The organism is Desulfovibrio litoralis DSM 11393 (assembly GCF_900143255.1).
Lineage (GTDB): Bacteria > Desulfobacterota > Desulfovibrionia > Desulfovibrionales > Desulfovibrionaceae > Frigididesulfovibrio_A > Frigididesulfovibrio_A litoralis.
Window position 1 is genome coordinate 162,682 of sequence record NZ_FRDI01000003.1, and the last position, 25,209, is coordinate 187,890.

The window sequence follows — 25,209 nt, forward strand, 5'->3', positions numbered from 1 at the left end:
CTATCTCAACTCTGAAAGACGGTTTTGTTCGATATTTTCAGCACTAATAGCAGGCGGAGCAGCAGGAACACCCATGCTACGTTCGATCTTAGATACAGTAAAGAATAAAATCGTACTTACGATAGAACCAAAAACCAGAGACATAACACCATAAGGTTCGCCATAATACTGCCAAACACCGGCGGCGATAGAACCACCAATAATAGCAGCCAATCCACCGTGTACGGTAGCATTTTTATAAACAAAACCAAAAATAAAGGCAGCGAAAGGACCGGCAGAACGCATGGTAAAGCCGAATACTAACAATTCAATAATACCGATAGCAGGGTTTAAAGCAATAATAAGACAAGATGCACCCATCACAACAACAACAGCCTTACTTAAAAATAAGATAGTCTTATCACTCGCGTTAGGGTTAACATATTTTTGATAAACGTCTTTGGTAAACAAAGTACAAGAAGCGATTAAGTTACCTGATGCACTAGACATAGTAGCGGCAACAACAGAAGCCATAACTAAACCAGCGATCATTATAGGAGCAAACTTCATAGCCGCCATAGGCATAGCTTGGGTTGCTTTAATATCTGGGAAGTGAGCTAAAGCACAAAGACCGATAATAGCAGGGATAAAGCCATAAAGAGCCATTAATGCTGAACAAAGGAAAGAACCTAAGCGAGCAGTTTTAATATCACGTGCCGCAAAATAACGTTGAACAGCTTCTTGCCCTGTCGAGAAGGTCATAAAATACATCAGGATAAGACCAATGATCGTCTTCCAACCTACCTCAGTTAAGCCTAATTTTTGAGGAGCAGTAGCAGCAATATTCGCACTAACAGTTTCCCAACCGCCGGCACCTTGTAAAATAATCGGCATAGCAATCGCCATACCTACAGTAATAAAAAGAATATGAACAATATCAGTAAAAGCAACGGAAACTAAACCACCAAGCATGGTATAAAGAGTAACAACAATAGCAACCATAATAGTTACCGTAACAAAGTCGCCACCGGAAATAGTTTCAATAATCGCACTAGTGGCTTGTATCTGTGCGGCTGTTGCCACAAACAAAGTACACAAAGATAAAAAGGTCGTTATAATATGAGCGGGAGTTCCGTAACGTCGCCCAATAATTTCAGGAACGGTTGTTGCCATTGAGCGGCGTAAAAACGGAGCGACGAATGATACTAAGAAAATACCAATACCCGCACAAACAACATACCAACCGGCGGATAAGCCCCAAGAACCATAAGCTTTAGCCGCAACACCGATAGTGCTACCGCCACCAATTTCAGCAGCCGCTAAAGTTCCCGCCATCATTAAAGGCCCTAAAGAACGCCCGGCTAAGTGGTAATCTTCTGAGCTTTTTACTTTTTTAAAAGATACATATAAAGCTATAGCAATCATTACTGCCATATAAGCTATAACAATATAAAATGTTGGATTCATACCTGTTGTTTCCATATTTCACCTAGTCCTTTAATAAAGAGTTGCTGATAATAGCGTAACCTTCGGTTGCACTATACAATTGACTTTCTTCAATATATTCATCAATAGTGTGAGCCAAAGTTTCAAGAGAAGGACCAAACCCAAAGGTATGAATTCCTTTTTCTCCTGCATAGTGGCTACCATTGGTACAAAATGAATAATGTGAAATAGAAGGATTAAAACCAGCGGCCTTTAAAGCAATCAACGGTTTTTGAATAAATTCTTCTTTTTCTTCAAACAACCAACCCGGGAAGAAACGTTCGCCCTCAATAGTATTTCCGGTATGACAATTTTCATGTCCACGAGCAAAACTCGCCTTGGCTTTAAATTTAGGGTCGGAAGCACTCACGCGCTTAATAGCTTCATTGTAAGGTTCAATTACACTTTCAGGCGTTTCACCCACCAATAAACGGCGATCATAAGTTGCACGGCAATGGCTCGGAACAACAGAAGCACCGGGGTAAGGCGTTGAAATAATATCTGTTAAAACAGAAACGCCTGCTCCTAAAATTGGGTCTGCTTTTGGAGTAACTTTTTCAAGCTCGGCGGAAAGTTTCATCATGGCATGAACAGCGTTAACGCCTTTATCGGGGCTAGCAGAGTGAGCAGGAACGCCAAAAGTTTCTATAACGACTTCCGCTCTACCTCTTTGACCTATCTTAAGGTTAAGTTGAGAAGCTTCACCGATAATTACCACATCAGGCTTAACTCGTTCACTGATTTCACGAGCGGCTATTCCTTCAAAACATTCTTCATGCACAACACCGGCAACATAAACAGAACCCGCAAAATCACGCTTGGTATCTCTGGCAAATTTAGCAGCCGCAACACACATAGCCGCAACCGCACCTTTCATATCAGAAGTTCCACGACCGTAAATGCGACCGTTATCTATTTCTCCGCCAAAAGGATCATGCTTCCAAACGCTTGGATCAGGTACAGGTACGGTATCGATATGACCATCAAATAAAATTTTTAACCCCGGTCTTTTACCTTTTATACAACCAATTATACTGCCGTAACGATCAACAAAAACTTCGTCAAAAGCGTTTTTTTCCATATAATCTTTGAGAATCTTTACAACACCGTCTTCATGCCCTGATAAGCTTTGGCTTTTGATTAGTGCCTGACAAAGTTCTCTTACTTCTTTTTCTTCACTGGATGTAAGCATTGTTTTTATTCCTCTTTCACTCTTTTTATTAACTTAAAATTTATTTTGGTTCAGGAAATGCACCATGCCAGACAACTTCTTTAAAAGTATTCGGCGAAGTATCACCCTCTGTACTGATCAACAATACTTTAGAATTTTTATCTAAGCCCAAAGCCTTACGAATTTCAGCTCCTTTAGGGCTTTTCATAATATATTCAAGAATACCGCAAGTAACGGCACCGGACTCTCCTGAAATAACTCTTTGATCATCACCTAATGGAGAAGATAAAATACGCATTCCGTTGGCGGCAATATAGTCAGGACAAGAAATGCTACCAGCAGCGTAATCTCTTAACACACCCCAACTGATAGTACTTGGCTCTCCGCAAGCAAGACCGGCCATTAAAGTATCTAAATCTCCGGTTACGTTATGTGGTTTACCATCAGCAGCAACCATTGACTTATAAATACAATCTGCTTTTTCAGGTTCAACAATGGTAGTTATCGGTAAATTATCACCAAAAGCAGAAGCAATAAAACCAAGAGCCGCACCGGCAAAAGAGCCTACGCCTGCTTGTAAAAAAACGTGAGTCGGGCGTTCTACACCTTGCTCACGCAATTGTTCCAAGGCTTCGATAGTAAGAGTCATATAACCTTGCATAATCCAACGAGGAATGTCTTCATAACCTTCCCAAGCCGTATCTTGAACCATGATCCAACCATGTTTCTCAGCATTTTCATTAGCGAGTCTGACCGCATCGTCATAGTTTAAATCAGTAACAGTACAAGTTGCACCGGTCGCTCTGATATTATCAACTCTAATCTGAGCGGAACCTTTAGGCATATAAACAGCGGCTTTTTGTTTTAATTGCTGTGCTGTCCAAGCCACTCCACGCCCGTGGTTACCATCAGTTGCAGTAGCAAAAGTAATATCACCAAGTTGTTTATGAACTTGATCAGAACAAAGCTCATCACGAGTCAAACTTTCAATTGAACGATTTAATTTTTGAGCCAATAAACGACCAATAGCATAAGAACCGCCTAAAACCTTAAAGGCGTTTAAGCCGAAACGCTTAGATTCGTCTTTCACAAAAATACTATCTACGCCAAAGTCTTCAGCCAATTTATTAAGCTTGACCAAAGGAGTTAAACTATATTCACGAAAACTTTTATGAAAATTACGTACAAGTGTCGCTTCCTTAGTGCTAAAATCTTCTAAACTTGCACCTTCTCCGACTTTTTTCAACCTTGGATTTTTAAAAAACTCAACCGAACTCATTATTTTAATCTCCTTAACAAATGTAATACAAAAGTTATTGTGTTATAATCATCTCACAAGCAATTAATATTCCAATGCAAACAAACAACATAACATGCTGTTAAAACTAAATTTATTTTATATTTTAAATAACTGTTTACTTTTTCATGCGTTATCATTATGATAAATTATCATTTTGAGAATCACCTCAAAAACAATTAAAAACCTAAAAAAACATTATATTTAAAAATGTTAACAGACATTATCACTTTGATAAAATAAATCCTATTATCATTATGATAAAAATTGTTTATTTACCCACTTGCTTTTCAGCCATGTAATGAAAAAAGGAATGTTATGCTATCCTCAATTTCCGCTTATGTTGAACGTTATACAAAGCTCATAAACACAGTAACCAATATTAACGTTGAGGTTGCCGACATTAATCTTGTGCGTATTGCCGGAACGGGCATGTATGCACAAGGCGTTGGTCAAAGCATAAAGCAAGAAGGACAAGTATATCGCCACGTTTTAAAAAACAAAGAAGCGATTATAATGTTAAACCCTCGTGAAAACGAAATTTGTCTGGGCTGTTCCAATCGCAAAAACTGTAAAGAAACCCTCTCGCTCAGTACGCCGATTAAACATAACAATAAGGTTTTAGGGGTAATCAGTATTATCTGCTTTACTCAAGAAGAAAGAGAGCGTATTTTAGAAAAAATAGAAGTATATAAAGCCTTTGTCGAACAAATGGCGAATGCTGTTTCTTTCGCTGTTACAGAAAAACAACACACGAAACAAACAGAACACTTGCTCGACACATTTTTAAAAATTACAGACACGGATAATAGGGGTATTTTAACAACAAACACCCAAGGAATGATTACTTACCTCAATAACACCGCAAAAAAATCATTAAACATAACAGAACAAACTCAACTAAAAGATATTACCATCAAAAAAACAGGCGTTACCCTTTCCGGTATGGAAGAATTTGAAATTAATGTTGATGGTCGCATTTTAGTTATGCTCGGACATTTATCTCAATTAAATTCAGAAGATGATACTTTTAATTCCGCTTTAGTTTTTGACTCTCTTCCCGCTTATCGTAAACAACTCTCACAAATAGTTTTTAATAAAGAAACCAGCAACTTAGACTCAATCATTGGTGAGAGCAGAAAAATACTCGAATTAAAACAAAGAGTTATAAATATTGCCCCTACCCTTTCAACCGTTTTGATAACCGGAGAAAGTGGAACAGGAAAAGAAATGTTCGCTAGAGCAATTCACGCCGAAAGTGATCGTTCTGATAAGCCTTTTGTTGCTATTAACTGCGGAGCTATTCCCGATAATTTATTGGAAAGCGAGCTTTTCGGTTATGTTGGCGGAGCTTTTACCGGCGCGAGTGTTTCGGGACATATGGGAAAGTTTGAAATGGCACATCAAGGCGTATTGTTTTTAGATGAAATAGGTGCAATGCCTATTTATCTTCAGGTAAAACTTTTAAGATTTTTACAAGACAGAACCATTACCCGCCTTGGTTCAAATAGAATCATAAAGATTGATGTGCGTATCATCGCCGCTACTAACGACCTTCTCCAAGAACTTATAAGCCAGCGTATGTTTAGAGAAGATTTATATTATCGCTTAAATGTTATTCCGTTAAAAATTCCGCCGTTAAGAGAAAGGATCGAAGATATTTCTGCCTTGGCAAACTTTTTTCTGGAAAAATACTGCATATTGTTTTCTAAAAAATTAGTACGTCCAACTTTAAGAATGCTTGACGTTTTACAAAAATATACTTGGCCGGGAAACGTAAGAGAATTTGAAAACATTATGGAATATTTGGTTAATATTATTCCAAACGGCGGTTCGGCAACAGTCAGCATGTTACCAACAAAAATCTTAAATGCGGTGGCGTTATCAGAAAATAATAAGAATGTTCAAAACAATATGCCTACTCAATCAACAAAAGACAGCGAAACAGAAAAAATTCAACAAGAAACTATTTTGCCTCTTGTTGAATTAGAAAAAAACGCTATTCAAAACGCTTTAAAAAAATACAAAGATTCACCCGATTCAAAAATATTGGCAGCTCAAGCCTTAGGAATCGGAATAGCAACTTTATATCGCAAAATAAAAAGCTATAACTTGGAATAAACTCGTTAAAAATTACTCACGTTCATCAGCTTTTTCCAAAAGCTCTATTTTGATTGTGCGTACCTGTGTATTATCAGCATCAACAATCTCACAGCTACAAGCATCTAGTGCAAAGACATCACCGGCTTGAGGAACTTTTCCCGCAAGTTCACAAAGATAACCGCCGATAGTATCAACATCTTCCGATTCTATTTTTAGGCCGACTTCTGACTCAAGATCTTCTAAAGTCGTACGCCCGGATAAAATAAAATGAGTAGAATCTAATGCCTTAATATCGTCTTCTTTGGGCATATCGTGTTCATCTTCGATTTCGCCGACTATTTGTTCTATAATATCTTCTATGCTGATTATTCCAACAACAGAACCATATTCATTTAATAATAACGCCAGATGATTTTTTCTTGCACGAAATTCATGCAAAAGTTGGGCGGCATTTTTTGTTTCCGGAACAAAATAAGGTTCACGCATAAATTCGGTAATATTAGAATGACTTGGTGCCTTTTGATAGATATATTTTATCATATCTTTGGCGTAAACTATACCGATAATATTTTCTTTGTTTCCCTGATAAACAGGAACCCTCGAATGACCTGATTCAACTATGATCTTTACTGATTCATTCAAGGTACACTCTGACGAAATAGCGGTTACGTCTGAGAGCGGGGTCATAATATCTTGAACTAAAAGCTCATCAAGGCGTAATACTCGCAATAACATTGATTTTTCATCAGCTAAAATATCGCCGTCTTCTTCCGCATCTAAAATAGCTTGTTCAACGCTTTCACATGAGTTTTTTGAGTGAAAAATTTTTAAAATTCGTTGCCAAAGACTACTGTCCGTGCCTCCGTCCAAAACATACTCCTAGGTTAAAGTTAATAAAAACACAATCAAAATCGTCAGATTGTGAAGATCACACTAAGTTTGTTCATTCAGTCAACTTATTTATGTTACTACTTATAATTTGTCATTGCAAAAAAGACAAGATCAAAATAAATGACAAATATAGCAACAATATAAAGTAAATTTATTCGTCGTCTACCAAAGAGTTTTCTCGATATGACTCCAAGTGTCTACGCATAATCCAGTTTCCAAGGGGTTCAACTTCGCCAAGCTTTGCTATTTTAAACCACTCTATTTCGCTTGAAGTTGCTTCTTTTATTTTTCCCCACTCAATAAACTGAATACCGACCTCGATATGTTGCTTGGCAAAATCAATAAAAGGATTTTGAACCTTACAATGAAACAAAAGTCTTAAGCGGGTATTTTGTTCAGGCTCTAACAAATCAAGCAATAAAACCAAACGCTCGCCGATATTAAACTCTAATGAAGAGTTTTCCGCATCTTCTTTGCGAACCGTGATGCGTCCGCCACCTGCGGAAATATCTTTAAGTTCAACTTGATTTACTCGCCCCGGAACCAAAGCTAAAACAGGGCGACCACAAAGTTTTATATCACTGGGTAAAGCACCTGTAATCGGGTCAGTTTGCCAAATTGCAAGACCCATAACATGCTCCACAGACGGAGTAATGCGTAAAAAATTGCGTTTTTGTTTAGTTTCAAGGTGGCTTGGAATGCGAAAACTCAACATCCACGTACTGTCTCTGAGCTTGCGTATTCCGTCAATTACAGAGCGAAAAGAATAAAAGACATATTTTTTATTTTCATTTTTTACTTTAAAATATAACTCAGCGTCTCTTCCAAGCCAAGAACTTGAAAGATTTTCTATATCAGCACAATCAAAATTTAATACACCTGAACCAACAGAGCTTAAAGCTGTTACAATTCCGGGGCGACGAGTTCCGTTTTCTTCAACAGGGAAAGTAATTTCATAACGAGCTCTTTGATCAATAGAATCGTTAAAAATTTTATTCAACTCTGAGGGGTTTATAATCCAATCATAAGGAATATATTTTTTGCGAGAATTACGATAAGCAATTATTGCCATACCGAGTAAGGCAATGGCGATCACTCCAAGCAATATAAAAAATATATCACCCAGATTAGCGTAAGAAACACTTCTTTCTTCAAAAGTTTTTTTGACAAGAGCGTAAACACTTTCAGTGCTTTTAAGCTGATTAAGCGGAATAAACAAGTGTTCTAACATGCCGAACCTACCGAGAACAGAAATTTAATTAATAAAAAATCTACTAATCATACGAAAAACTGCAATATTCAAAATTTATTTTACTATGACATTATTACACAATATTTTACTAAAGTTCAACATTTTTTATCTTAAAACCATACTTTATATCTTATCTACACTTTTTAAAAAAAACTTTAAGTATTTCTTCGCTTTTTTCTTCTTTTATACCACCAAGCTCCCAAATATTATCATGCAAAAAACAATCAAGCTCAAAACCGTTTAGGCGAGAACTGATTGCCCCTGTTTTAGGTTCTTTTGCTCCCCAAACAATACCTTTTAAGCGAGCATTAAAAATTGCACTCAAACACATCAAACATGGTTCTAGACTAACTATCAAATAACATTCACAAAGTCTATAGCTTTTAATTCTTTGCGCGGCTTCCCTTAATGCTAAAATTTCAGCATGTGCCGTTGGGTCATTATTGCTTATACACCTATTTCCAGTTTTAGCAAGAATATCTCCACTCTTATCAACAATAATAGCTCCAACAGGAACTTCATTTAAAGACGCACTGTACTCTGCCTCTATTAAAGCAAGATCCATCAACTCTTCCCAGGTTTTCCAGGGAGGCGGAGGCTGGGGAATAATTCGCTTAGGAAAGCGTTCATTCTCACTTAAAATCATATTTTTTAACGATGAGCTTTAAAAAATTCAAGAACTTCTTCCGGGGTATCTTTAATCGCCAAAAGATCAAGCTCATGAGGACTCATAAACCCTTCACTCACCATTTTATCTTTTAACCAATCGATTAATCCGCCCCAAAATTCATTTTTATAAAGCACAATAGGAAAAGGTTTTATTCTTGCTGTTTGCATCAAGACAAAAGCTTCTGTCAACTCATCAAGAGTCCCCATTCCCCCCGGCATAACGACGTAACCCGACGCATATTTTATAAACATAAGTTTACGAATAAAAAAATAACGAAAGGTCAGCTGGGTTTTCATAAAAAAATTTGTTTTTTGTTCATGAGGCAAATAGATATGAAGCCCTATAGATTGGCCGCCACCTTCGCTTGCACCTCTATTTCCGGCTTCCATTATTCCGGGGCCACCTCCGGTGATAATTCCAAAACCCGATTCTGCCAAAAGCTTGGCGATTTGTCTTGTTTCTTCGTATAAAGGGTGATCTTCTTTGACTCTTGCCGAACCAAAAATAGAAATACAAGACTCTTTAATTTTTCCTAAAACCTCAAAACCCTCGACTATTTCCGCCATTATTTTAAACAAACGCCAAGAATCAAGGCTTAAAGAGTCGATTGCGTTATTTCCGTTACAGTCGTTTTTTATTGGTTCCATTTTTCTTTACCAAAGTTCCCATCTTTTATAGAGTTTTAACGAATATAGTAGTGAAATATTTCTTTTAATTGATTTAATTTTAAATCATTACTTAAAGCGAGCATTAAAAGTATTCTGGCTTTTTGTGCCGACAAACTTCCACCGAGAATAATACCTTGTTTTTCCATAGTCGCAGCCCCGCCACGATAACCATAAACAGGCCAAACCCCACCCTCTATACAGCGAGAGGTTAACACGATCGGCACATTGGCTTTAAGCGTTTTTTCAACTTCACTCAAAGCAGAAATCGGAATATTTCCCGCCCCTAATGCTTCTATAACGATACCATCTGCCCCGCTTTCTCTAGCACACGCAATAAACTTTCCGTCCATTCCGGGAGCTAACGCAATAAGTTCAACCTTAGCTTTAATTTTTTCAACCTCTAAAGTCGGAGACGCCACGGGTATACGGGTTAAAGCGATACAATCACCCACACAAACGCCGATTGCTCCGGTTCCGGGGCTATCAAACGAATTAATGCTCATTGAGTGTACCTTTGTTACCTCTCTTGCCGAGTAAAGTTTATCAGCCATCAAAACAGCCACACCACATTCTTTCGGTAAAGGTAACAAACAGGCTTTTATCGCCATAATTAAATTTCTAAAACCATCATAGCCTTCTTCATCAAAAGAACGCATTGCCCCCGTAACTACAACAGGTTTATCGAGCTTTAAAGTAACATCAAGCAAAAACGCGGTTTCTTCCATGCAATCAGTGCCATGGCTAACCACAACGCCGCAAATATCATCTCGCTTAGCTATTTCAGCCACTTCAGACGACAATTCAAGCATATGTTCAGGGCTTATATGTGGGCTTGGAAGATCGCCCCAATGAACCAATTCAAGCTGTAGATTAGGAATATTTTTATGAATACTCTGGCTTAACTCATTAACCAAATCAACAGGAACAACCCCTTGATCAGGCAAACTACGCATTGCAATCGTTCCACCGGTAAAAAAAACAGCCACACGTTTGTTGGCTGTTGTAAGTTTTTTTTCTTGAACAATACAATTTAACATAATAGACAATTCACAAAAATTTATTTGCTATAAAACCCTGCGTGCCGCAATCAGCTTATTCTGCCAATATTTTGAGAAAATAGAGTCTTCCCTAACGCTTTCACCTTTTCTTGGACTGTGAATAAAGTTTCCGTCTCCCGTATAAATACCGGAATGATAACCGCGTCGTATTTTAAAAACAACAACATCACCCGGTTTTAATGAGCTAACGTTTAACTTATCACCAACAGCACCCTGTTCTCTCGCTGTTCGTGGCATATCTTTACCATATTTGGCAAAAGTCCAACAGACGAAACCTGAACAATCAAAGCCATTAGGATTGGTACCGCCGAGTTTATAGCGTGTTCCGATCATGCTACGGGCAGTATTGACCACGGCTTCACCTTTTGTATTGGATTTAACAATAATAGGTGCAGTCGAAGCCGGATGTTTTGCACACCCTGCCTGCATCAAAAAAGTTGGAACACAAAGTAAAACCAACAGCAGTAAGTTTTTATTTATAAAAAGCCTTTTAAAACAACACGTTATGGATATAAAGTTCTTTTTCATGTTGGGAATATAACACAAGTAAAAAACGAAGTCTAGAAAAAATATAGGTTATTGAAAGATTTTTTTCTTTAGGAAAAATCTAAAAACTGCCATGAACGCAATTTCTATAGGTATCCTTTAGTAAAAGTTTATAATTTATATTTCCAAACAAAACTATTCACCACATTTTTTTGAGCTAATAAAAACTAAATTTCATATCTTCGACATACGCATCGATAAAAGCTTGTTGCCTAGCTAATTCCAATTCTTTTATATTAGTTATCCAAGTTAAAATACGCTCTCGGGTTTCAGGATATTTCAAAAACAACTTTGCCCCACTAAGCGAGCTGTTGCCTATATTCTTTACTAAATTTCCACCGCCCAAAGGTAAAAAACCAAGAGTCTCCAAGTTTTCCACAGCAATATATTTACCTAAAGCCCCGGCAAGAAAAAAATGTTTAAGGTCTTTAAACTGAATACCGCCACTGTTTAAAAGGCTCTTAACCGCCAAACTAAACGCCGCCTTTACCTTGAGAATTTCTTCTATATCAACAGAACTTAAATATAATTTATCATCAAGTTTTAAATAAGTGCCTTTCACCTGATCGTTGATTAAGCGTTCTTCACCATTTTGCAAGAGAACTTTTTTCGCCAAGGGGTGAAATATTTCATTATTTTTTTTGAACAAACCGTTTGCATCAATAATATTAAGCTGTAATAAATGAGCCAATAAGTTTAAATAGGCTGTTGCCGTTAAACCTTCTTTTTTTACCGCATAACTTGTTGAATGCATTTCTGTTTGTTGCAGTTTATGAGCCAAAAGCCCCTGAGGACTCAAACTAAAACTCGAAATTATCCCGGGGCTTGCCATAGCACCGCAAGATAGCCCTATTCCTTCAAGTGCAGGTCCCATCGGCACACTGCTAATTATCGCATCATCAGGACCAAGACACAATACAAACTCTCCGTTTGTTCCCAAGTCTGCTAAAATAAAAGGATATTCAGGTTTAACCAAAGCTTCATCAAAAAAATTTTCTTTTTTATCGACATATTCTTTGCCAAATAAAATAAAGGCAATGCCCGCCGAAATATCGCCTCCGACAAAAGGACTCAGCAAGGGAGCAACCCAAATAGGCGGCAAGCCCTCAAGATATTCGTAACACCCACCCCGATAAGTTAGATTATAAGGAGCCGCCGCCAATCTTTGCGGGTCTTTGTTTAAAGTCAAATAAGTCATCACGGAGTTCGCCGCCAAACACAATTCTTTGGGGCGAGGAAAACCCTCGTCGGTCAAGTCGTTCAAAATTCGGCGAAAACTATCCAAAGTTACATTTTGCAATTGCCTACGTTTTTCAAGTGTATTTGCGAAAGCCAAACGAGAAATTACGTCTGCACCTGCTCCCATTTGAGGGTTTAAAAAAACGCCTTCAACTTTTTGCTGTTGACTTTGTTGTTTTATGTTTTGCAAATTAGCATTATTATCTTGAGAGTTTACAGACCAATACACAGAGGTTGAACCTAAATCTATTGCCAATGTTACATTTTGGTCTTCAACCAGTTGATTTTTAGCTACTTTGTGTGTTGTCCTTGCCAAACGTGCATATTTTGGCAACGCAAGATATAAAGGTTCATCTTCTATTTTTCTTAAACAAGAAAGTCGCCAACCCGCTTTAATATCTTCCGCACTCAGCTTATTTAGCTCTTGATTCAAGGGTTTCGGCGGATTTTCAAGAAAGCGAATTCGACACAAAGTACAAGAGCCAAGCCCGGAACATAAAGGTAAAGGTTCAAGCAACCCTGATAAATAAATAACCTGAGATAAAAACTCTTCTTTATCGGCCTTTATTTGCAAAATATTACACTCTTCCGTCTCCAAAAGTTGCCTATCTAGCTTAATATTTTGGATATTTTCCTTGTTTTTCGGAATAAGTACAAGTTTTAAGTCTGTCATATCCTAAATCTTTTTTCGACAATCAGCACACACACCATATAAATACATACGGTGTGAGGTTAAATCAAAGTCATATTTTTTTGCCAACTCTTTTTGACGTTGTTCAATCAATTCATCAACAAATTCAAAAATTTTCCCACAAACCGTACAAATTAAGTGATCATGGTGTTTTTTTCCGCTATCATCAACTTCATAGCGAGTAAGACCATCTCCAAAATGTATTTCATGGGCAATTCCCGCCTCGCAAAGCAATTTCATGGTGCGATAAACTGTTGCCTGTCCTACTGAGCTATCAATGCTTTTTATTTTTTCATAAAGCTCTTCCGTGCTTAAATGTCCATCAGAATTTAAAAAAACATCAAAGATTAAATTACGCTGATGTGTATGTTTTAAAGACTTAAGGGCAATAAAATCATCAAAGCGTTTTTGCAGTTTTTTCATCTCACACCTCAAAATTAAGCATTATTTAATCTTAAAAAAATAACCATTTCAAACTTTAACCTTTTTGGCTTTCTTTTGCTGAATCTTCTTCCATCTTTTTACCTTTTTGATATGCAGCAAAGACAGCTTCTATTAACTTACCTTTTATTCCGTCGCTATCAAATTTATTGATTCCCGCAATTGTCATTCCACCCGGAGAACAAACTTCTTCTCTCAAAACAGATAAATGCTTTCCGCTTTCTTTTGCCAAAACAACGCTACCGTAAAACAAATCAACAACCATCAAGGTGCTTTCTGCCCTGCTGAGCCCTAAACTTACACCGGCTTCAACCAAAGCCTCCATTTGATAAAAGACATAAGCCGGACCACAGCCAATTAACGCCGAAAACGCATTAAATTTAGCTTCGGGCAAAATAACGGCACGCCCCAGACTATTAAATAAGTCAACTATAACCTTTTTTTGTATCTCGGAAATTTTAGACTCATCATAACAAATAGCAAAAACCCCCTCGCCTACGGTTGCCGGCGTATTCGGCATAACTCGAAAAACGACGGTATTGTTACAAGAAGCTTTTTCCAAAGCGTTTAAAGAAACACCGGCAGCAATAGAAACTATTACCTTATCTTTTAAAGATTCACCAAGACTTTCCAATACAGATAAAAGCTGTTGAGGTTTAATTGCAAAAATCAACCAATCAGAAACTTTGACAAGTTCCGCCATGCTTGATGTTCCTTTAACCCCTAAAGGGCGTAACGCCTCAAGTTTATGTTGATTTCGATCAAAAGCAACCAAACTAAACAAAGCTTGATCAAGAGAACCAAGCCCTTTTAAAATAGCAGACCCCATATTTCCACAACCAATAACACCCAAAACAGGTAAACTTGACATATTTATATTCCTAATCGCTTGTTTTAGATTTACTCTGCTTTTAAAGAGCGGCTCATCAATAGTTTAAAAGCATCCATAGCCGGAACTTTATCGTGAATTACCGAATAAACAGCCTGAGTGATAGGCATTTCGACATCTAGCTGTTTTGCCAAAGAAAAGGTTGCTTCGGTGGTTTTTATCCCTTCTGCCAAATTTGTCATTTCACGTTCAATCTGTTCAAGATCTTGCCCTTTTGCCAACCGTAAACCGACCTGACGGTTGCGTGATAAATCTCCCGTACAGGTTAACATAAGGTCGCCTATTCCCGATAATCCCATGAAAGTATTACTTTTTGCCCCCATTTTTTCACCAAGGCGAGTTATTTCGGCTAAACCTCTGGTAATCAAGGCGGCTCTGGCATTATAACCAAACTCCAAACCATCGCTGATACCTGAGGCGATTGCAATAATATTTTTCAGAGCACCGCCCAATTCAACGCCTAAAACGTCAGTGCTGGAATATACTCTAAATGATTGATTAGAAAAAACTTCTCTTAGCTTTGAGCCTAATTCCGTATTTTCACAAGCCAAAGAAACAGCCGTTGGTAAACCACACATAACCTCATAGGCGAAAGAAGGACCGGACAACACAGCATAACGCTGACGCACGGAAGGAACAAGTTCAAAAGATAAAACCGATAAAGGTTTAAGCGTTTTTAAATCAATCCCCTTACTTGCTACAACAACAGGACAATCAGCCGAAACAAGCCGTAAAAGTTCGGGTAAAAAAACTTTCAAAACCTGACTCGGCGAAACATAAACAATTAACTCAGCCCCTTTTAAAGAGGCTTCTAAGGTCGAACTAATATTAAGATTATCGGCTAATTTAAAGCCGGGCAAATAACGAGTATTTTCTCTCTTGGCGTTCATCTCTTTTGCCAATGACGCATTACGCACCCAAAGCCAGACGTTATGCCCATTTTTAGCACACAACTGTGCTAACGCCGTTCCCCAGCTTCCGCCTCCGATTACTGCTATTTTCATAAATCTGCCTATTCTGTTGAAATATTAATAAAATTAAGGCATAACTTGAGCTGATTCAAAACAACTCTTATATACATAACAACTTAAACCTAACAAATTAAAACATAAAGCCATGTCAAATCGTGATAATACAATAAAAACAGTTAAACAACAAGTCTTTGAACCTGATTTCAGCTTTAAGAATGACTTTGAACAATGGTATCAAAACCCCAAACTTTCTTTACCGTTTATAATACAAAGCGGCTGTAAAATAAATCTCTATCTATATATTACCGGTATTTTAGAAAACGGCTATCACTCTTTGGAAACTTTATTTATTCCTCTAAAAAACCCAAAAGATACAATAACTTTTATATTAGAACATAAAACTTATCCGACAAAACTGCAATTTAGCAGTACAGATAATGGATTAAGCGATGAAAACAATACGCTCACCAAAGCTTTTGCAATTTATCAAAAAATAAGAAAACAAACAAGCTTAGAGCAAACCCCTCAATCGACTTTAAAATTGCATCTTGAAAAAAATGTACCTCAAGGTGCCGGGCTAGGTGGTTCTAGTGCTAATGCGGCTACTCTGATTTTATTTTTGGAATTGCTCTCACGCAAACTCGGCTTAAAACCATTAAGCAATAAAGAGCTTGTAACAATAGCCGAAACGGTCGGAGCAGATGTTACTATTTTTTTATTTAACCAAACAAGCCTCGCTAAAGGGATAGGCGAAAAGCTCAAACCCGTTGACAACCCTTTAAAAAATACTTTTTTACTTTTGGTTTATCCCGATATAAAAATTTCAACCCCTTGGGCGTATAAAGCATATGACAAAAACCTTAAAAATAACACAATAAAATTTTCAAGCTCAAAAAACATTAAAAAAAATAATCTTTTTTTAAAGAAAGTATTGACAAAAGAAGAGAGTTTCGCTATCTCTCTTTTCTCGCAAGGCATAAAGAGCTTTAACGATTTTGAAACTGTAGTGTTTGCCGAATATCCAAACTTGTTGAAATTAAAACAACAATTATACGAGATAGGGGCAAGCTTTGCAGGCATGAGCGGAAGCGGAAGCAGTATTTTCGGAGTGTTTCACTCTGATAAAAACGCAGAAAAAGCTTATCAACTCATTACAAAAACGTATAAATCAACTTTTTTGCAGTGCCTTTAAACTGGGGCGTCGCCAAGCTGGTAAGGCAACGGGTTTTGGTCCCGTCATTCCGTGGGTTCGAATCCTCCCGCCCCAGCCAGTAAAAAATTAAAGACCCGGACGGGATTATCGTCTGGGCTTTTTCTTTATTATAAAAAAAACAACCTTGATAAGCATGCCTATAAACATTTAAACAAGTTAAAACAAAAAATTTTATCTTGATAACAGATATAATATGCGTTCTTTTCAGCTTGTTTTTTATCATAAAATTGTGTATGACTTTTTTGAATAAATTTTGTTTCAATATATTAAATCAAAAAACCGGATTAATCTATTATGCACGGCTCTCTTAAAATTTTAACCGGAACTTCCAATCCGGTGCTTGCACAAGCAATATGTACCCACTTAGGTTGTCAGTTAACTCCTGTTTTATGCGATACCTTTAGCGATGGCGAAATTCGTATAGAAATTCAAGATAACGTTAGGGGCGACGACGTTTTTGTTGTACAATCAACTTGTGCTCCCGTAAATTTCAATCTTATACAACTGGCATTAATGCTTGATGCACTAAAAAGAGCCAGTGCCGGAAGAATTACCGCTGTTGTTCCCTATTACGGTTATGCCCGTCAAGACAGAAAAGTAAGCCCAAGAGCCCCAATAAGTGCTAAAATGATAGCTGATTTTCTAACTACTGCCGGAATGCAACGTCTAGTAACCGTAGACTTACACGCAGGACAAATTCAAGGTTTCTTTGATATGCCGGTTGACAACCTCTTTGCTCAACCTGTTTTATTAGATTATTTACGCAGTTACGGCAGCGACGTTGTTGTCGTTTCTCCTGATGCCGGCGGTGTTGAAAGAGCCAGATCTTACGCTAAACACCTTGGGGCCGATCTTGCTATTATCGATAAAAGAAGAGATAAGCCCAACCAAGCACAGGCAATGAACGTTATTGGAGACGTTAAAAACAAAGTAGCCTTTGTTTTAGACGATATGATCGATACGGCGGGAACTATGGTCGCAGCCAGCAGAGTATTATTGGACAAAGGTGCCAAAGAAGTTGTTGCGGCGGCTACTCACCCTGTTTTATCCGGTCCGGCAATTGAACGTATTGCTGATTCTCCGTTTACAAAAGTATTAGTAACCGATACGGTTCCTCTCGGCGACAAACTTAAAGCTTGCCCTAAGATTCAAGTTGTTTCTATCGCAAGCATATTGGCTAAGGCAATTCATAACATTCACACTGAATCATCCGTAAGCGTTTTGTTTGTCTGATTTTATCAGGCTTTTGGTTTTTTTCCAAACGATCCGTAACGGCAACGGCGTTATCCTAACGTCATGGCTTGAAGGAGTCAAAAATGTCTAATCTTAAAGTTCTTTCTGTTACTAAACGTAACGAAACAGGTAAAGGTGCAAACCGCAGACTACGTTCTGAGGGTCTTGTTACTGGTATTTATTATAATGCAAAAGGTGAAACCATTCCGGTTCAAGTGCCCCACCTTGCCATGGAAAAAATGGCTATGTTCGCAGGGCGTACTACTGTTATCAATCTTGAAATAGACGATAACGGCAAAAAAACAACTCACCCCGTATTAATTTGGGAATTGGAACGCCACCCGTTTAAAAACCGTTTTGACCACGTTGACTTTTATGGCGTTGATTTTGAACGTCCTATCGAAGTAAAAGTACCTCTTGAATTTATCGGCGTTGCCAAAGGCACTAAACTCGGCGGAAGTCTCGAAGTTTTAAGAGAAGAATTACAAATCATTGCCAAGCCTTTATCAATGCCTAAAATAATCAGCATTGACATCAACGACTTAGGTCTTAACCAACACGTTAGAGTTGGCGACTTAAAACTTGAAGAAGGCGTTAAAGCAAAACTCGCAAAAGAAGCCATTATCGTAAGCGTTATTTCTAAAGTTGCCGCTGCTGATGAAGAAGGCGGAGAAAAAGAGAAAAAGAAATAACTTAATAAAGTTTTTTTGTGTAAAAAGAGGGCGTGTTTCAGCGCCCTTTTTTTCTACCTGATAAAGCATTTGAAAATAAAAAATATATATATTAAGATGAAAAACTGTAAGTTTAAGAAGTTTATATAAAAATAATCTAATTCAATCTTTTAACTGCTTAAAATAAAAATAAAATGATTAAAGCAAAACATGTTTCTTTAAACTTTGGCAGTCATTGGGCTTTAAAAAACTGTTCTTTTTCTTTGGATAAAGGTGATTTTTTATTTTTATCTGGTCCATCAGGGGCAGGAAAAACTAGCTTATTGCGTTTATTATATGCTGACCTTGCCATGCAACGAGGGCAAGCCGAAATTGCTGGCTTTCGCCTAGACGGCATAAAAAAGAACCAAATCCCAAACTTACGCCGCCAAGTCAGTGTTGTTTTTCAAGACTTCCGTATTTTACCAAACGAAACTGTTTATCAAAACATTGCCCTTCCCTTAGAAATACGCGGGCTGGGTCATCAACACATAGAGCGGCGAGTTAAGGCTGTTGCCAGAGCCTTATCTTTGGAAAATCGCTTATTTTTTAAATGTTGTGAAATTTCAGGCGGCGAACAACAACGCACGGCGATTGCCCGCTCTTTTGTCATAAATCCGCAAGTTTTACTCGCCGACGAACCAACGGGAAACCTCGACCCTGACCTTTCCTTACGTCTGATGGACTTATTTTTACGCTTTCAAGCTTACGGAGCAACCGTTATCCTTGCAACCCACAGCCATGACTTATTAAGGTTACACCCTAAAGCCAAAATCATGCGACTTGAAGACGGAAAAATAACTTATGCCAACTGGTCCGGAGCTGAAATTTTTCGCAGTGCCGAAGAGCCAACGTTTGGTTAAACCCAACAACATTCATTAAATCAGATCGTTACAAAACTACGTTTTACGTTCTTTTGTTATCGTTTTCTGCTATCTATGCAAGCATAAAACGTCTTAAGTCAGAAAAACCACTCATTTCAAAGAAAAATTAAATTTTCCTTATTAGTATTTTTGGAGTGCCTTCCTGAAGAAAGCCCTTAGAGACTATTACGTAATAGTCCTAAATATAATAACAATAAAAAATAAGAGACCGAAGCCCTAAAACTTCGGTCTCTTGTGTAAAATAAAGAATTATAAAAAATTAAGCTAATTTGCTTTTCGCAAGTTCTACTAATTTAGCAAAGTCTTCTTTGTCATAAATAGCGAGTGCAGATAATACCTTACGGTCGAGGCTAACACCGGCTTTGGCCAAACCGTTCATGAAACGGCTATAAGAAAGACCATGTTCTCTAGCTCCTGCGTTAATACGCACAATCCAAAGAGAACGAAAATCTCTTTTTCTTAATTTACGACCAACAAACGAGTTTGCCCAGGCTCTTTCAACAGCTTCACGAGCTGTACGGTAAAGAACGCTACGTCCTCCGCGAAAACCTTTAGCAGCATCTAAATATCTTTTATGACGGCGATGTGATGCCATCCCTCTCTTCACGCGCATTGATACGCCTCCATTATTTATTGCTCACCGAGGCGAGAGTTTGCCAGATGAGTGAATACAGCCGAGTTAAACATCGGCTTTAGGCAAGATGCCTGTAAACCAAAATTTCGTTATATAAAAAATATTTTATCTTTTAATTAAGATAGTTATCTTTTATCATTATGCGTAAGGCAACATACGACTAACAGCTTTTTCGTTAGTTGAGTCAACAATAGCACTTTGTCCTAAACGCATTCTACGCTTAGCATTTTTTTTGGTCAAAATATGACGCAAATTTTGACGGCGACGGCGAAACTTGCCTGTTCCCGTAACTTCAAAACGCTTAGCAGCAGAACGTCTTGTTTTTATCTTAGGCATTTACAACTCCTTAATCGTTATTTCAAACTATATGATCTAAAAAAATCACACAGAAAGAACTGGCATAATAACCAAAATAAAAATAGAAGCAAGTATTTTTATATAGCAAGACAAAAAATTATAAAACTTGACAGAATCAAGATTTATTTTTGAGGAAGCGGAGCTAACATCATATGTAAGACACGCCCTTCCACTCTTGCTTCTTGATCTACCTTTGCAATATCTTTGGTTTCTTCGATTACTCGTTCCAACATGGCTTGCCCGCGATCTTTATGAACAATTTCACGTCCACGGAAGAAAACAGTTACCTTACAACGATCTCCATCTTCGATAAAACGACGAATATGGTTAAGTTTTGTTTGATAATCATGTTCATCTGTTTTAGGACGAAATTTAATTTCTTTAATCTGAACAATAACTTGTTTCTTTTTAGCCTCTTGTTTCTTTTTTTGGATTTCATAGCGATATTTGCCATAATCCATAATCTTACAAACAGGTGGCTCAGCATTAGAAGAGACTTCAACAAGGTCAACCCCTGCTTCTTTAGCCATATTAAGAGCATCATTGCGAGACACTATCCCGAGTTGTTCACCTTCTGCACCAATCAGTCTAACTTCTCTGGCACGAATTTGTTCATTTCTTCTTGTAGTATCAACCTGAGGCTCATTACGTTTTGGTCTTGGACTAGGAAAAACTATAGGTCATACCTCCATTTTTAAAGGGTTTAGCGGCATCTTCACGAATAAGTAAATTTAATTCTGTTGGTGTTTTAAACCCTAAGTTATCGCCGTTACGCAGGCGAACGTTTACTCCTCCTGCCGCTTTTTCTTGATCCCCGATCACAAGGATATAAGGGATTTTTGCCAATTGAGCTTCTCTTACTTTAAAGCCGAGTTTTTCATTTCTTAAATCTGCCTCTACTCTAAGACCGAGCGAAGTCAGTTCTTTGCGTATTTGTTCGGCAAACTCGTTATGAGCTTCGGTAACAGTAAGAATTTTTGCTTGTACCGGTGCTATCCAAACAGGGAAAGCTCCGGCATAATGTTCAATCAAAATACCAATAAAGCGTTCCAAAGAACCAAGCAAGGCTCTATGTACCATAACCGGACGATGTTTTGCACCATCAGAACCGATATAAGATAAGTCAAAACGTTCCGGTAAGGTGAAATCGCATTGAACGGTTGAACACTGCCACTCTCTTTCCAAAGCGTCAGTTAAGCGAATATCTATTTTAGGTCCGTAAAACGCACCGTCTCCGGCATTAATTTTATAAGGCAATTTTAATTTTTCAACAGCCTGAATGAGGGCGTTGGTAGCTCTTTCCCAGTCTTCGTCAGTACCGATTGATTTTTCGGGGCGAGTAGAAATAGCTATTTTATATTCAAAGCCAAAGGTACTGAAAATATCAGCCGCAAAACGCACAACGTCCATAATTTCCGCTTCAAGTTGTTCAGGCATACAGATTATATGTGCATCATCTTGAGTAAATTGGCGTACTCGTAAAAGTCCATGTAAAACACCGCTTTTTTCGTGGCGATGCACAACACCAAGTTCAAAATATCTTTGAGGCAAATCTCGATAACTGCGAGTATGACTGCGGTAAATTAACATATGCGACAAACAGTTCATAGGCTTAATGCCGTATACCTGTTCATCTATCTCGGTAAAATACATATTTTCACGATAATTGTCATAGTGTCCTGATTTTTCCCAAAGTTCACGTTTAAGAAGTTGAGGACCTTGAACCAATTCGTAACTACGTTTTAGGTGTTCTTTACGGGCAAAATCTTCGAGAATAGTACGCAATAACGCACCTTTAGGGTGCCAATATACCATTCCCGGACAAGCTTCTTCTTGAAAACTAAATAAATCAAGAGCAGGACCAAGACGACGATGGTCTCGTTTTTTGGCTTCTTCTATCTGGTTAAGATATTTATCCAAAGCTTTTTGATCCGCAAAAGCCGTTCCGTAAATACGAGAAAGCATTGCATTTTTTTCGTCGCCTCGCCAATAAGCACCGGCAACTCCGGTCAATTTAAACGCCTTTACATAACTTGTATCCGGCAAATGAGGTCCACGACAAAGATCAACAAAATCACCGCTTTTATATAAAGAAACGGAATCTTCACCAATAGCATCAATCAATTCAAGCTTATAAGCTTCTTCCATCTTACCGAATAAGCTACGAGCTTCACCGCTTGTTACTTCACTACGCACAAAAGGCAAAGCGGCATCAATGATTTTTTTCATTTCGGCTTCGATCAAAGGCAAATCATCAGGCGTAAAAGCACGCTCAGAGTCAAAATCATAATAAAAACCGTTATCTATAGCCGGACCAATAGTAACTTTTACACCGGGGAAAAGTTTTTGCACGGCAGCGGCCATGACGTGTGCCGTACTATGGCGAATTAATTCCAACCCTTCAAAACTTTCCGTATATATCGGCTCTATTGTTTTTGTATCGGCGGGAACAAGGCTGTTTAAATCATAAATACGGTTATCTGACTTTCCGGCAAGCACATTTTTAAATTTTTTACCAGATAAAGACAGCTTAAAAGCATCATTAAACGTAATATTTTCAGGTAGTTCTATTGGTTGATTATCTATGGATACATGCATGGTTTATTCCTCTTTATCCAGAATTCGACTATATTCTTATGAATACTATAAATATTTAACAATGCAAACAAAAAAAGAGAGAGTTTGACTCCCTCTTTTTAATTTTATACTGGTAGGCACGAACAGCTTTGAACTGTTGACCCCTTCCATGTCAAGGAAGTGCTCCACCCCTGAGCTACGCGCCTACAATGTCAAGGTAGACTTGTATTTACATAAGCTTTTCTCAAAGGTCAAGAAAAAAATCATATTATCACATTGAAACTTTGCTATTCTATTGTCAGACGGGCAAGATTAAACATTGCGTCTTTAAAAACTTGAACCTCTATTAGAAGCACCATTATTTTGCTCGCCCGAAAAACTTGGTTGTGAACCTACGCTACGCCCTGAAAATGGCATCTTGTCTTCGGAAGAACCGCCACCTTTTCCACGCCAAGTTTTGATCAAAGTTGACATATCTTGTGCCATTGTGCTGACTATTGCAAAAACAGGATCAGAAGGAAGCCTTGTTTTAACAGCAAACAAAAGGTAATCGTTAAATGTTTGTTTCGGAATAATGCCTGTTTGAGCTAAAGACCAAATTAATACACCGTTTCTGGCATCATGAATTTCAATAATCATTGAAACACGGCTGTCTGCGTTATTTCCACCGGCAAAATAGTGAGTAATAAAACCACCAACAACTAAATCTGCCCCTTTACTTCTGGCTTCTTGAATTGCAAGGTCGCGACGATAAGGTTGTGAACCTCGTGAAAACTCAATAGTATCAAAGGTTTGATCAGCAAGCCAAGTCTGCCAAACGCTACTGGCAATTCCATAACCCAACTCATCGGCGTGTTGCATACTTTGGGTTACTCTAAACGGTACAAATAAAACAGAAATCGGACGATCAATCGGTTCTATCGGAGAAACCTGGACCATCGGCGGCATACGTTTTACCCACTCATCAGCAAATATAACAGGTTGCGAAGCCAAATCAATTTGCACTCGTTGTTGTGTCTCAGGACCACACCCCAATAAAGAAACGAAAGAAAACACCAATAAAACTATATAATTCAACCGCATAAACAACACCCAACCTTTCAGTAAAGATAAAAAAAATTATACATGTCAAAAAACAGACAACGTTCATTTTAAAATTACTGTCTAGCAATTTATATGCCGAGAACAACGTAATCACAACTTATTATTTTTTATCAGCCTCTTCGACTATTTTAGATTCATTCTTTTGTTTTACGCTTTTGGGTAACAAACGGTTTAAAATAAAGCGTTCTATTTTAAAACCCGGAATTGCGGAAACAGGAATTTCGGCTCGTGCCATTGTTTTATGACCTCCGGCAGACCCAACATCGCCAAATTTTTTATGAGCAAAAGCCCCTAAGTTACGCCTTCCGGCACAACTTCTAAAAATTATAATCAAATTATCTTGATAAACGCCGGCAACGCTTACCCAAGATATTTCATAAACACGCATAAAAAAGTCTGCAATACCAACCAAAACATCGGGGTTATCAACCCTGTCGATAAAAACAAAGTGTCCTGTCCCAACTTTTTTTAAACGCTGACAAGCTTTTGCAAAATAAGCAAGCCAACGATAGTGCATTTCGCTTTTACTTATTGCGTTAAAAGTTACCTGATCGGAAAACTTTGTTAAATAGTGATAAGCCCTAATATCTGCATCACAAAATTTACGCTGAAAGCTTGCCGTATCGGTTTTTATTCCAAATAACATGGCGGTTGCAAGGTTCTTACTGGGTTTAATTCCCAAATTATGTAAATATTCCATCATCATGGTGCTGGTTGCACCATAGTCGGGGCGTATATCGGAAAATTCAGACACAGAGGAACACTCGGACAAAGGGTGGTGGTCAATCACAATCGAAAAGTTTATATCTTTAAACAAAGGGCTGTGTGAGGCTTGTGAATCAACAATAGCAAAACGGTCAAATTGTTTTAAAAGTTCGGGAGCATATTCCAAAAGTTTAATATTGGTATAGCGTATCATCGCCAAATTATCCGGGCGTGATACCGCATTAATCGCACAAATTCTGACATCTCCCGTTTTGTGAAGCATAATACGCTTTAAAGCAGAGGCAGACGCCAAAGCATCAGGATCAGCACTAATCAAGATTAACCAACGCTCTTCTCGTTTAAACAAAGCAAGAAGTTTTTCTACTTTGTTACCTAACTGTTTAAAATATGCCATATTTTTGTTTTACCATTTTGCAAGAT

24 protein-coding genes and 2 tRNA genes are annotated in these 25,209 nt (G+C 37.9%); 6 read left to right on the plus strand and 20 right to left on the minus strand.

Annotated features, from left to right (window positions below; all coding sequences use genetic code 11):
• From BT999_RS03135 to dpaL, 3 genes are read right to left on the minus strand one after another with little or no spacing between them, the layout of a single operon-like run.
• The gene (locus tag BT999_RS03135; RefSeq protein WP_245790979.1) at window positions 1-1,461 is read right to left on the minus strand and encodes a sodium:solute symporter family protein; all 1,461 of its coding nucleotides are present in this window, start codon (window positions 1,459-1,461) and stop codon (window positions 1-3) included.
• 7 nt (window positions 1,462-1,468) lie between these two features.
• Window positions 1,469-2,656, minus strand: coding sequence for a YgeY family selenium metabolism-linked hydrolase (locus tag BT999_RS03140; RefSeq protein WP_072696318.1), 1,188 nt, complete (start codon window positions 2,654-2,656; stop codon window positions 1,469-1,471).
• Between the two features lie 40 nt (window positions 2,657-2,696).
• A complete protein-coding gene (gene dpaL, locus BT999_RS03145; RefSeq protein WP_072696319.1) occupies window positions 2,697-3,914 on the minus strand; it encodes a diaminopropionate ammonia-lyase in 1,218 nt (405 codons plus the stop codon).
• 336 nt (window positions 3,915-4,250) lie between these two features.
• Between dpaL and BT999_RS03150 the strand changes: the two genes are divergently transcribed.
• Window positions 4,251-6,053: a sigma-54 interaction domain-containing protein gene (locus tag BT999_RS03150; protein WP_072696320.1), complete on the plus strand. Its 1,803-nt coding sequence runs from the start codon at window positions 4,251-4,253 to the stop codon at window positions 6,051-6,053.
• Window positions 6,054-6,065: 12 nt separating this feature from the next.
• On the opposite strand, the gene BT999_RS03155 is transcribed toward BT999_RS03150, so the two are convergent.
• From BT999_RS03155 to BT999_RS03200, 10 genes are all read right to left on the minus strand, one after another.
• Complete coding sequence (locus tag BT999_RS03155; protein WP_072696321.1) at window positions 6,066-6,905, minus strand: hemolysin family protein; 840 nt, start codon at window positions 6,903-6,905, stop codon at window positions 6,066-6,068.
• 172 nt (window positions 6,906-7,077) lie between these two features.
• Window positions 7,078-8,157: a hypothetical protein gene (locus BT999_RS03160; protein WP_072696322.1), complete on the minus strand. Its 1,080-nt coding sequence runs from the start codon at window positions 8,155-8,157 to the stop codon at window positions 7,078-7,080.
• A gap of 151 nt (window positions 8,158-8,308) precedes the next feature.
• Window positions 8,309-8,824 carry a nucleoside deaminase gene (locus BT999_RS03165; protein ID WP_072696323.1) on the minus strand — a complete coding sequence of 172 codons (516 nt, stop codon included), beginning with the start codon at window positions 8,822-8,824 and terminating at the stop codon, window positions 8,309-8,311.
• 5 nt (window positions 8,825-8,829) lie between these two features.
• Window positions 8,830-9,495, minus strand: a complete 666-nt coding sequence (locus tag BT999_RS03170; protein WP_072696324.1) for an LOG family protein — start codon at window positions 9,493-9,495, stop codon at window positions 8,830-8,832.
• 35 nt (window positions 9,496-9,530) lie between these two features.
• Window positions 9,531-10,553: an asparaginase gene (locus BT999_RS03175; RefSeq protein WP_072696325.1), complete on the minus strand. Its 1,023-nt coding sequence runs from the start codon at window positions 10,551-10,553 to the stop codon at window positions 9,531-9,533.
• A gap of 27 nt (window positions 10,554-10,580) precedes the next feature.
• Entirely contained in the window at window positions 10,581-11,003 is a 423-nt protein-coding gene (locus BT999_RS03180) for a C40 family peptidase (RefSeq protein WP_178139306.1), read from the minus strand.
• Between the two features lie 274 nt (window positions 11,004-11,277).
• Window positions 11,278-13,032, minus strand: a complete 1,755-nt coding sequence (locus BT999_RS03185; RefSeq protein ID WP_072696327.1) for an ASKHA domain-containing protein — start codon at window positions 13,030-13,032, stop codon at window positions 11,278-11,280.
• 3 nt (window positions 13,033-13,035) lie between these two features.
• Window positions 13,036-13,473, minus strand: a complete 438-nt coding sequence (locus BT999_RS03190) for a Fur family transcriptional regulator (protein ID WP_072696328.1) — start codon at window positions 13,471-13,473, stop codon at window positions 13,036-13,038.
• 55 nt (window positions 13,474-13,528) lie between these two features.
• Window positions 13,529-14,362 carry a pyrroline-5-carboxylate reductase gene (proC, locus tag BT999_RS03195; RefSeq protein ID WP_072696329.1) on the minus strand — a complete coding sequence of 278 codons (834 nt, stop codon included), beginning with the start codon at window positions 14,360-14,362 and terminating at the stop codon, window positions 13,529-13,531.
• 29 nt (window positions 14,363-14,391) lie between these two features.
• Window positions 14,392-15,384, minus strand: coding sequence for an NAD(P)H-dependent glycerol-3-phosphate dehydrogenase (locus BT999_RS03200; RefSeq protein ID WP_072696330.1), 993 nt, complete (start codon window positions 15,382-15,384; stop codon window positions 14,392-14,394).
• A 112-nt stretch (window positions 15,385-15,496) separates the two neighbouring features.
• Here BT999_RS03200 and ispE point away from each other — a divergent pair, with 112 nt between their 5' ends.
• The 5 genes from ispE (at window position 15,497) to BT999_RS03225 (ending at window position 19,370) form a co-directional block, all read left to right on the plus strand.
• Complete coding sequence (ispE, locus tag BT999_RS03205; RefSeq protein WP_072696331.1) at window positions 15,497-16,543, plus strand: 4-(cytidine 5'-diphospho)-2-C-methyl-D-erythritol kinase; 1,047 nt, start codon at window positions 15,497-15,499, stop codon at window positions 16,541-16,543.
• A gap of 2 nt (window positions 16,544-16,545) precedes the next feature.
• Window positions 16,546-16,622 (plus strand) — tRNA-Gln (locus BT999_RS03210).
• Between the two features lie 236 nt (window positions 16,623-16,858).
• Window positions 16,859-17,797, plus strand: a complete 939-nt coding sequence (locus BT999_RS03215; RefSeq protein WP_072696332.1) for a ribose-phosphate diphosphokinase — start codon at window positions 16,859-16,861, stop codon at window positions 17,795-17,797.
• Window positions 17,798-17,880: 83 nt separating this feature from the next.
• The gene (locus BT999_RS03220) at window positions 17,881-18,489 is read left to right on the plus strand and encodes a 50S ribosomal protein L25/general stress protein Ctc (protein ID WP_072696333.1); all 609 of its coding nucleotides are present in this window, start codon (window positions 17,881-17,883) and stop codon (window positions 18,487-18,489) included.
• A 173-nt stretch (window positions 18,490-18,662) separates the two neighbouring features.
• Window positions 18,663-19,370 (plus strand): cell division ATP-binding protein FtsE, encoded by a 708-nt coding sequence (locus tag BT999_RS03225; protein ID WP_072696334.1) that lies wholly within the window; start codon window positions 18,663-18,665, stop codon window positions 19,368-19,370.
• Window positions 19,371-19,650: 280 nt separating this feature from the next.
• On the opposite strand, the gene rplT is transcribed toward BT999_RS03225, so the two are convergent.
• From rplT to BT999_RS03260, 7 genes are all read right to left on the minus strand, one after another.
• Window positions 19,651-20,004: a 50S ribosomal protein L20 gene (gene rplT, locus BT999_RS03230; protein WP_072696335.1), complete on the minus strand. Its 354-nt coding sequence runs from the start codon at window positions 20,002-20,004 to the stop codon at window positions 19,651-19,653.
• A 159-nt stretch (window positions 20,005-20,163) separates the two neighbouring features.
• Window positions 20,164-20,361, minus strand: coding sequence for a 50S ribosomal protein L35 (gene rpmI, locus BT999_RS03235; RefSeq protein ID WP_072696336.1), 198 nt, complete (start codon window positions 20,359-20,361; stop codon window positions 20,164-20,166).
• Window positions 20,362-20,504: 143 nt separating this feature from the next.
• Window positions 20,505-21,059, minus strand: a complete 555-nt coding sequence (infC, locus tag BT999_RS03240) for a translation initiation factor IF-3 (protein WP_072696337.1) — start codon at window positions 21,057-21,059, stop codon at window positions 20,505-20,507.
• Entirely contained in the window at window positions 21,046-22,980 is a 1,935-nt protein-coding gene (gene thrS / locus BT999_RS03245) for a threonine--tRNA ligase (protein WP_072696338.1), read from the minus strand. Before thrS ends, infC begins: the two co-directional genes overlap by 14 nt.
• A gap of 110 nt (window positions 22,981-23,090) precedes the next feature.
• Window positions 23,091-23,165, minus strand: a tRNA-Val gene (locus BT999_RS03250).
• A 121-nt stretch (window positions 23,166-23,286) separates the two neighbouring features.
• Window positions 23,287-24,042 carry a hypothetical protein gene (locus tag BT999_RS03255; protein ID WP_072696339.1) on the minus strand — a complete coding sequence of 252 codons (756 nt, stop codon included), beginning with the start codon at window positions 24,040-24,042 and terminating at the stop codon, window positions 23,287-23,289.
• A 121-nt stretch (window positions 24,043-24,163) separates the two neighbouring features.
• Complete coding sequence (locus BT999_RS03260) at window positions 24,164-25,183, minus strand: DHH family phosphoesterase (protein ID WP_072696340.1); 1,020 nt, start codon at window positions 25,181-25,183, stop codon at window positions 24,164-24,166.
• Between the last annotated feature and the right edge of the window lie 26 nt (window positions 25,184-25,209).

Bases quoted from the DNA above. Each gene is read 5' to 3' on its own strand.
- BT999_RS03260 (WP_072696340.1), bottom strand. From the start codon at position 25,183: ATGGCATATTTTAAACAGTTAGGTAACAAAGTAGAAAAACTTCTTGCT.
- BT999_RS03255 (WP_072696339.1), bottom strand. From the start codon at position 24,042: ATGCGGTTGAATTATATAGTTTTATTGGTGTTTTCTTTCGTTTCTTTA.
- BT999_RS03170 (WP_072696324.1), bottom strand. From the start codon at position 9,495: ATGGAACCAATAAAAAACGACTGTAACGGAAATAACGCAATCGACTCT.
- BT999_RS03150 (WP_072696320.1), top strand. From the start codon at position 4,251: ATGCTATCCTCAATTTCCGCTTATGTTGAACGTTATACAAAGCTCATA.
- rpmI (WP_072696336.1), bottom strand. From the start codon at position 20,361: ATGCCTAAGATAAAAACAAGACGTTCTGCTGCTAAGCGTTTTGAAGTT.
- BT999_RS03160 (WP_072696322.1), bottom strand. From the start codon at position 8,157: ATGTTAGAACACTTGTTTATTCCGCTTAATCAGCTTAAAAGCACTGAA.
- ispE (WP_072696331.1), top strand. From the start codon at position 15,497: ATGTCAAATCGTGATAATACAATAAAAACAGTTAAACAACAAGTCTTT.
- BT999_RS03165 (WP_072696323.1), bottom strand. From the start codon at position 8,824: ATGATTTTAAGTGAGAATGAACGCTTTCCTAAGCGAATTATTCCCCAG.
- rplT (WP_072696335.1), bottom strand. From the start codon at position 20,004: ATGCGCGTGAAGAGAGGGATGGCATCACATCGCCGTCATAAAAGATAT.
- BT999_RS03140 (WP_072696318.1), bottom strand. From the start codon at position 2,656: ATGCTTACATCCAGTGAAGAAAAAGAAGTAAGAGAACTTTGTCAGGCA.
- BT999_RS03175 (WP_072696325.1), bottom strand. From the start codon at position 10,553: ATGTTAAATTGTATTGTTCAAGAAAAAAAACTTACAACAGCCAACAAA.
- BT999_RS03200 (WP_072696330.1), bottom strand. From the start codon at position 15,384: ATGAAAATAGCAGTAATCGGAGGCGGAAGCTGGGGAACGGCGTTAGCA.
- BT999_RS03135 (WP_245790979.1), bottom strand. From the start codon at position 1,461: ATGGAAACAACAGGTATGAATCCAACATTTTATATTGTTATAGCTTAT.
- BT999_RS03215 (WP_072696332.1), top strand. From the start codon at position 16,859: ATGCACGGCTCTCTTAAAATTTTAACCGGAACTTCCAATCCGGTGCTT.
- BT999_RS03225 (WP_072696334.1), top strand. From the start codon at position 18,663: ATGATTAAAGCAAAACATGTTTCTTTAAACTTTGGCAGTCATTGGGCT.
- BT999_RS03190 (WP_072696328.1), bottom strand. From the start codon at position 13,473: ATGAAAAAACTGCAAAAACGCTTTGATGATTTTATTGCCCTTAAGTCT.
- BT999_RS03220 (WP_072696333.1), top strand. From the start codon at position 17,881: ATGTCTAATCTTAAAGTTCTTTCTGTTACTAAACGTAACGAAACAGGT.
- proC (WP_072696329.1), bottom strand. From the start codon at position 14,362: ATGTCAAGTTTACCTGTTTTGGGTGTTATTGGTTGTGGAAATATGGGG.
- BT999_RS03180 (WP_178139306.1), bottom strand. From the start codon at position 11,003: ATGCAGGCAGGGTGTGCAAAACATCCGGCTTCGACTGCACCTATTATT.
- BT999_RS03185 (WP_072696327.1), bottom strand. From the start codon at position 13,032: ATGACAGACTTAAAACTTGTACTTATTCCGAAAAACAAGGAAAATATC.
- dpaL (WP_072696319.1), bottom strand. From the start codon at position 3,914: ATGAGTTCGGTTGAGTTTTTTAAAAATCCAAGGTTGAAAAAAGTCGGA.
- thrS (WP_072696338.1), bottom strand. From the start codon at position 22,980: ATGCATGTATCCATAGATAATCAACCAATAGAACTACCTGAAAATATT.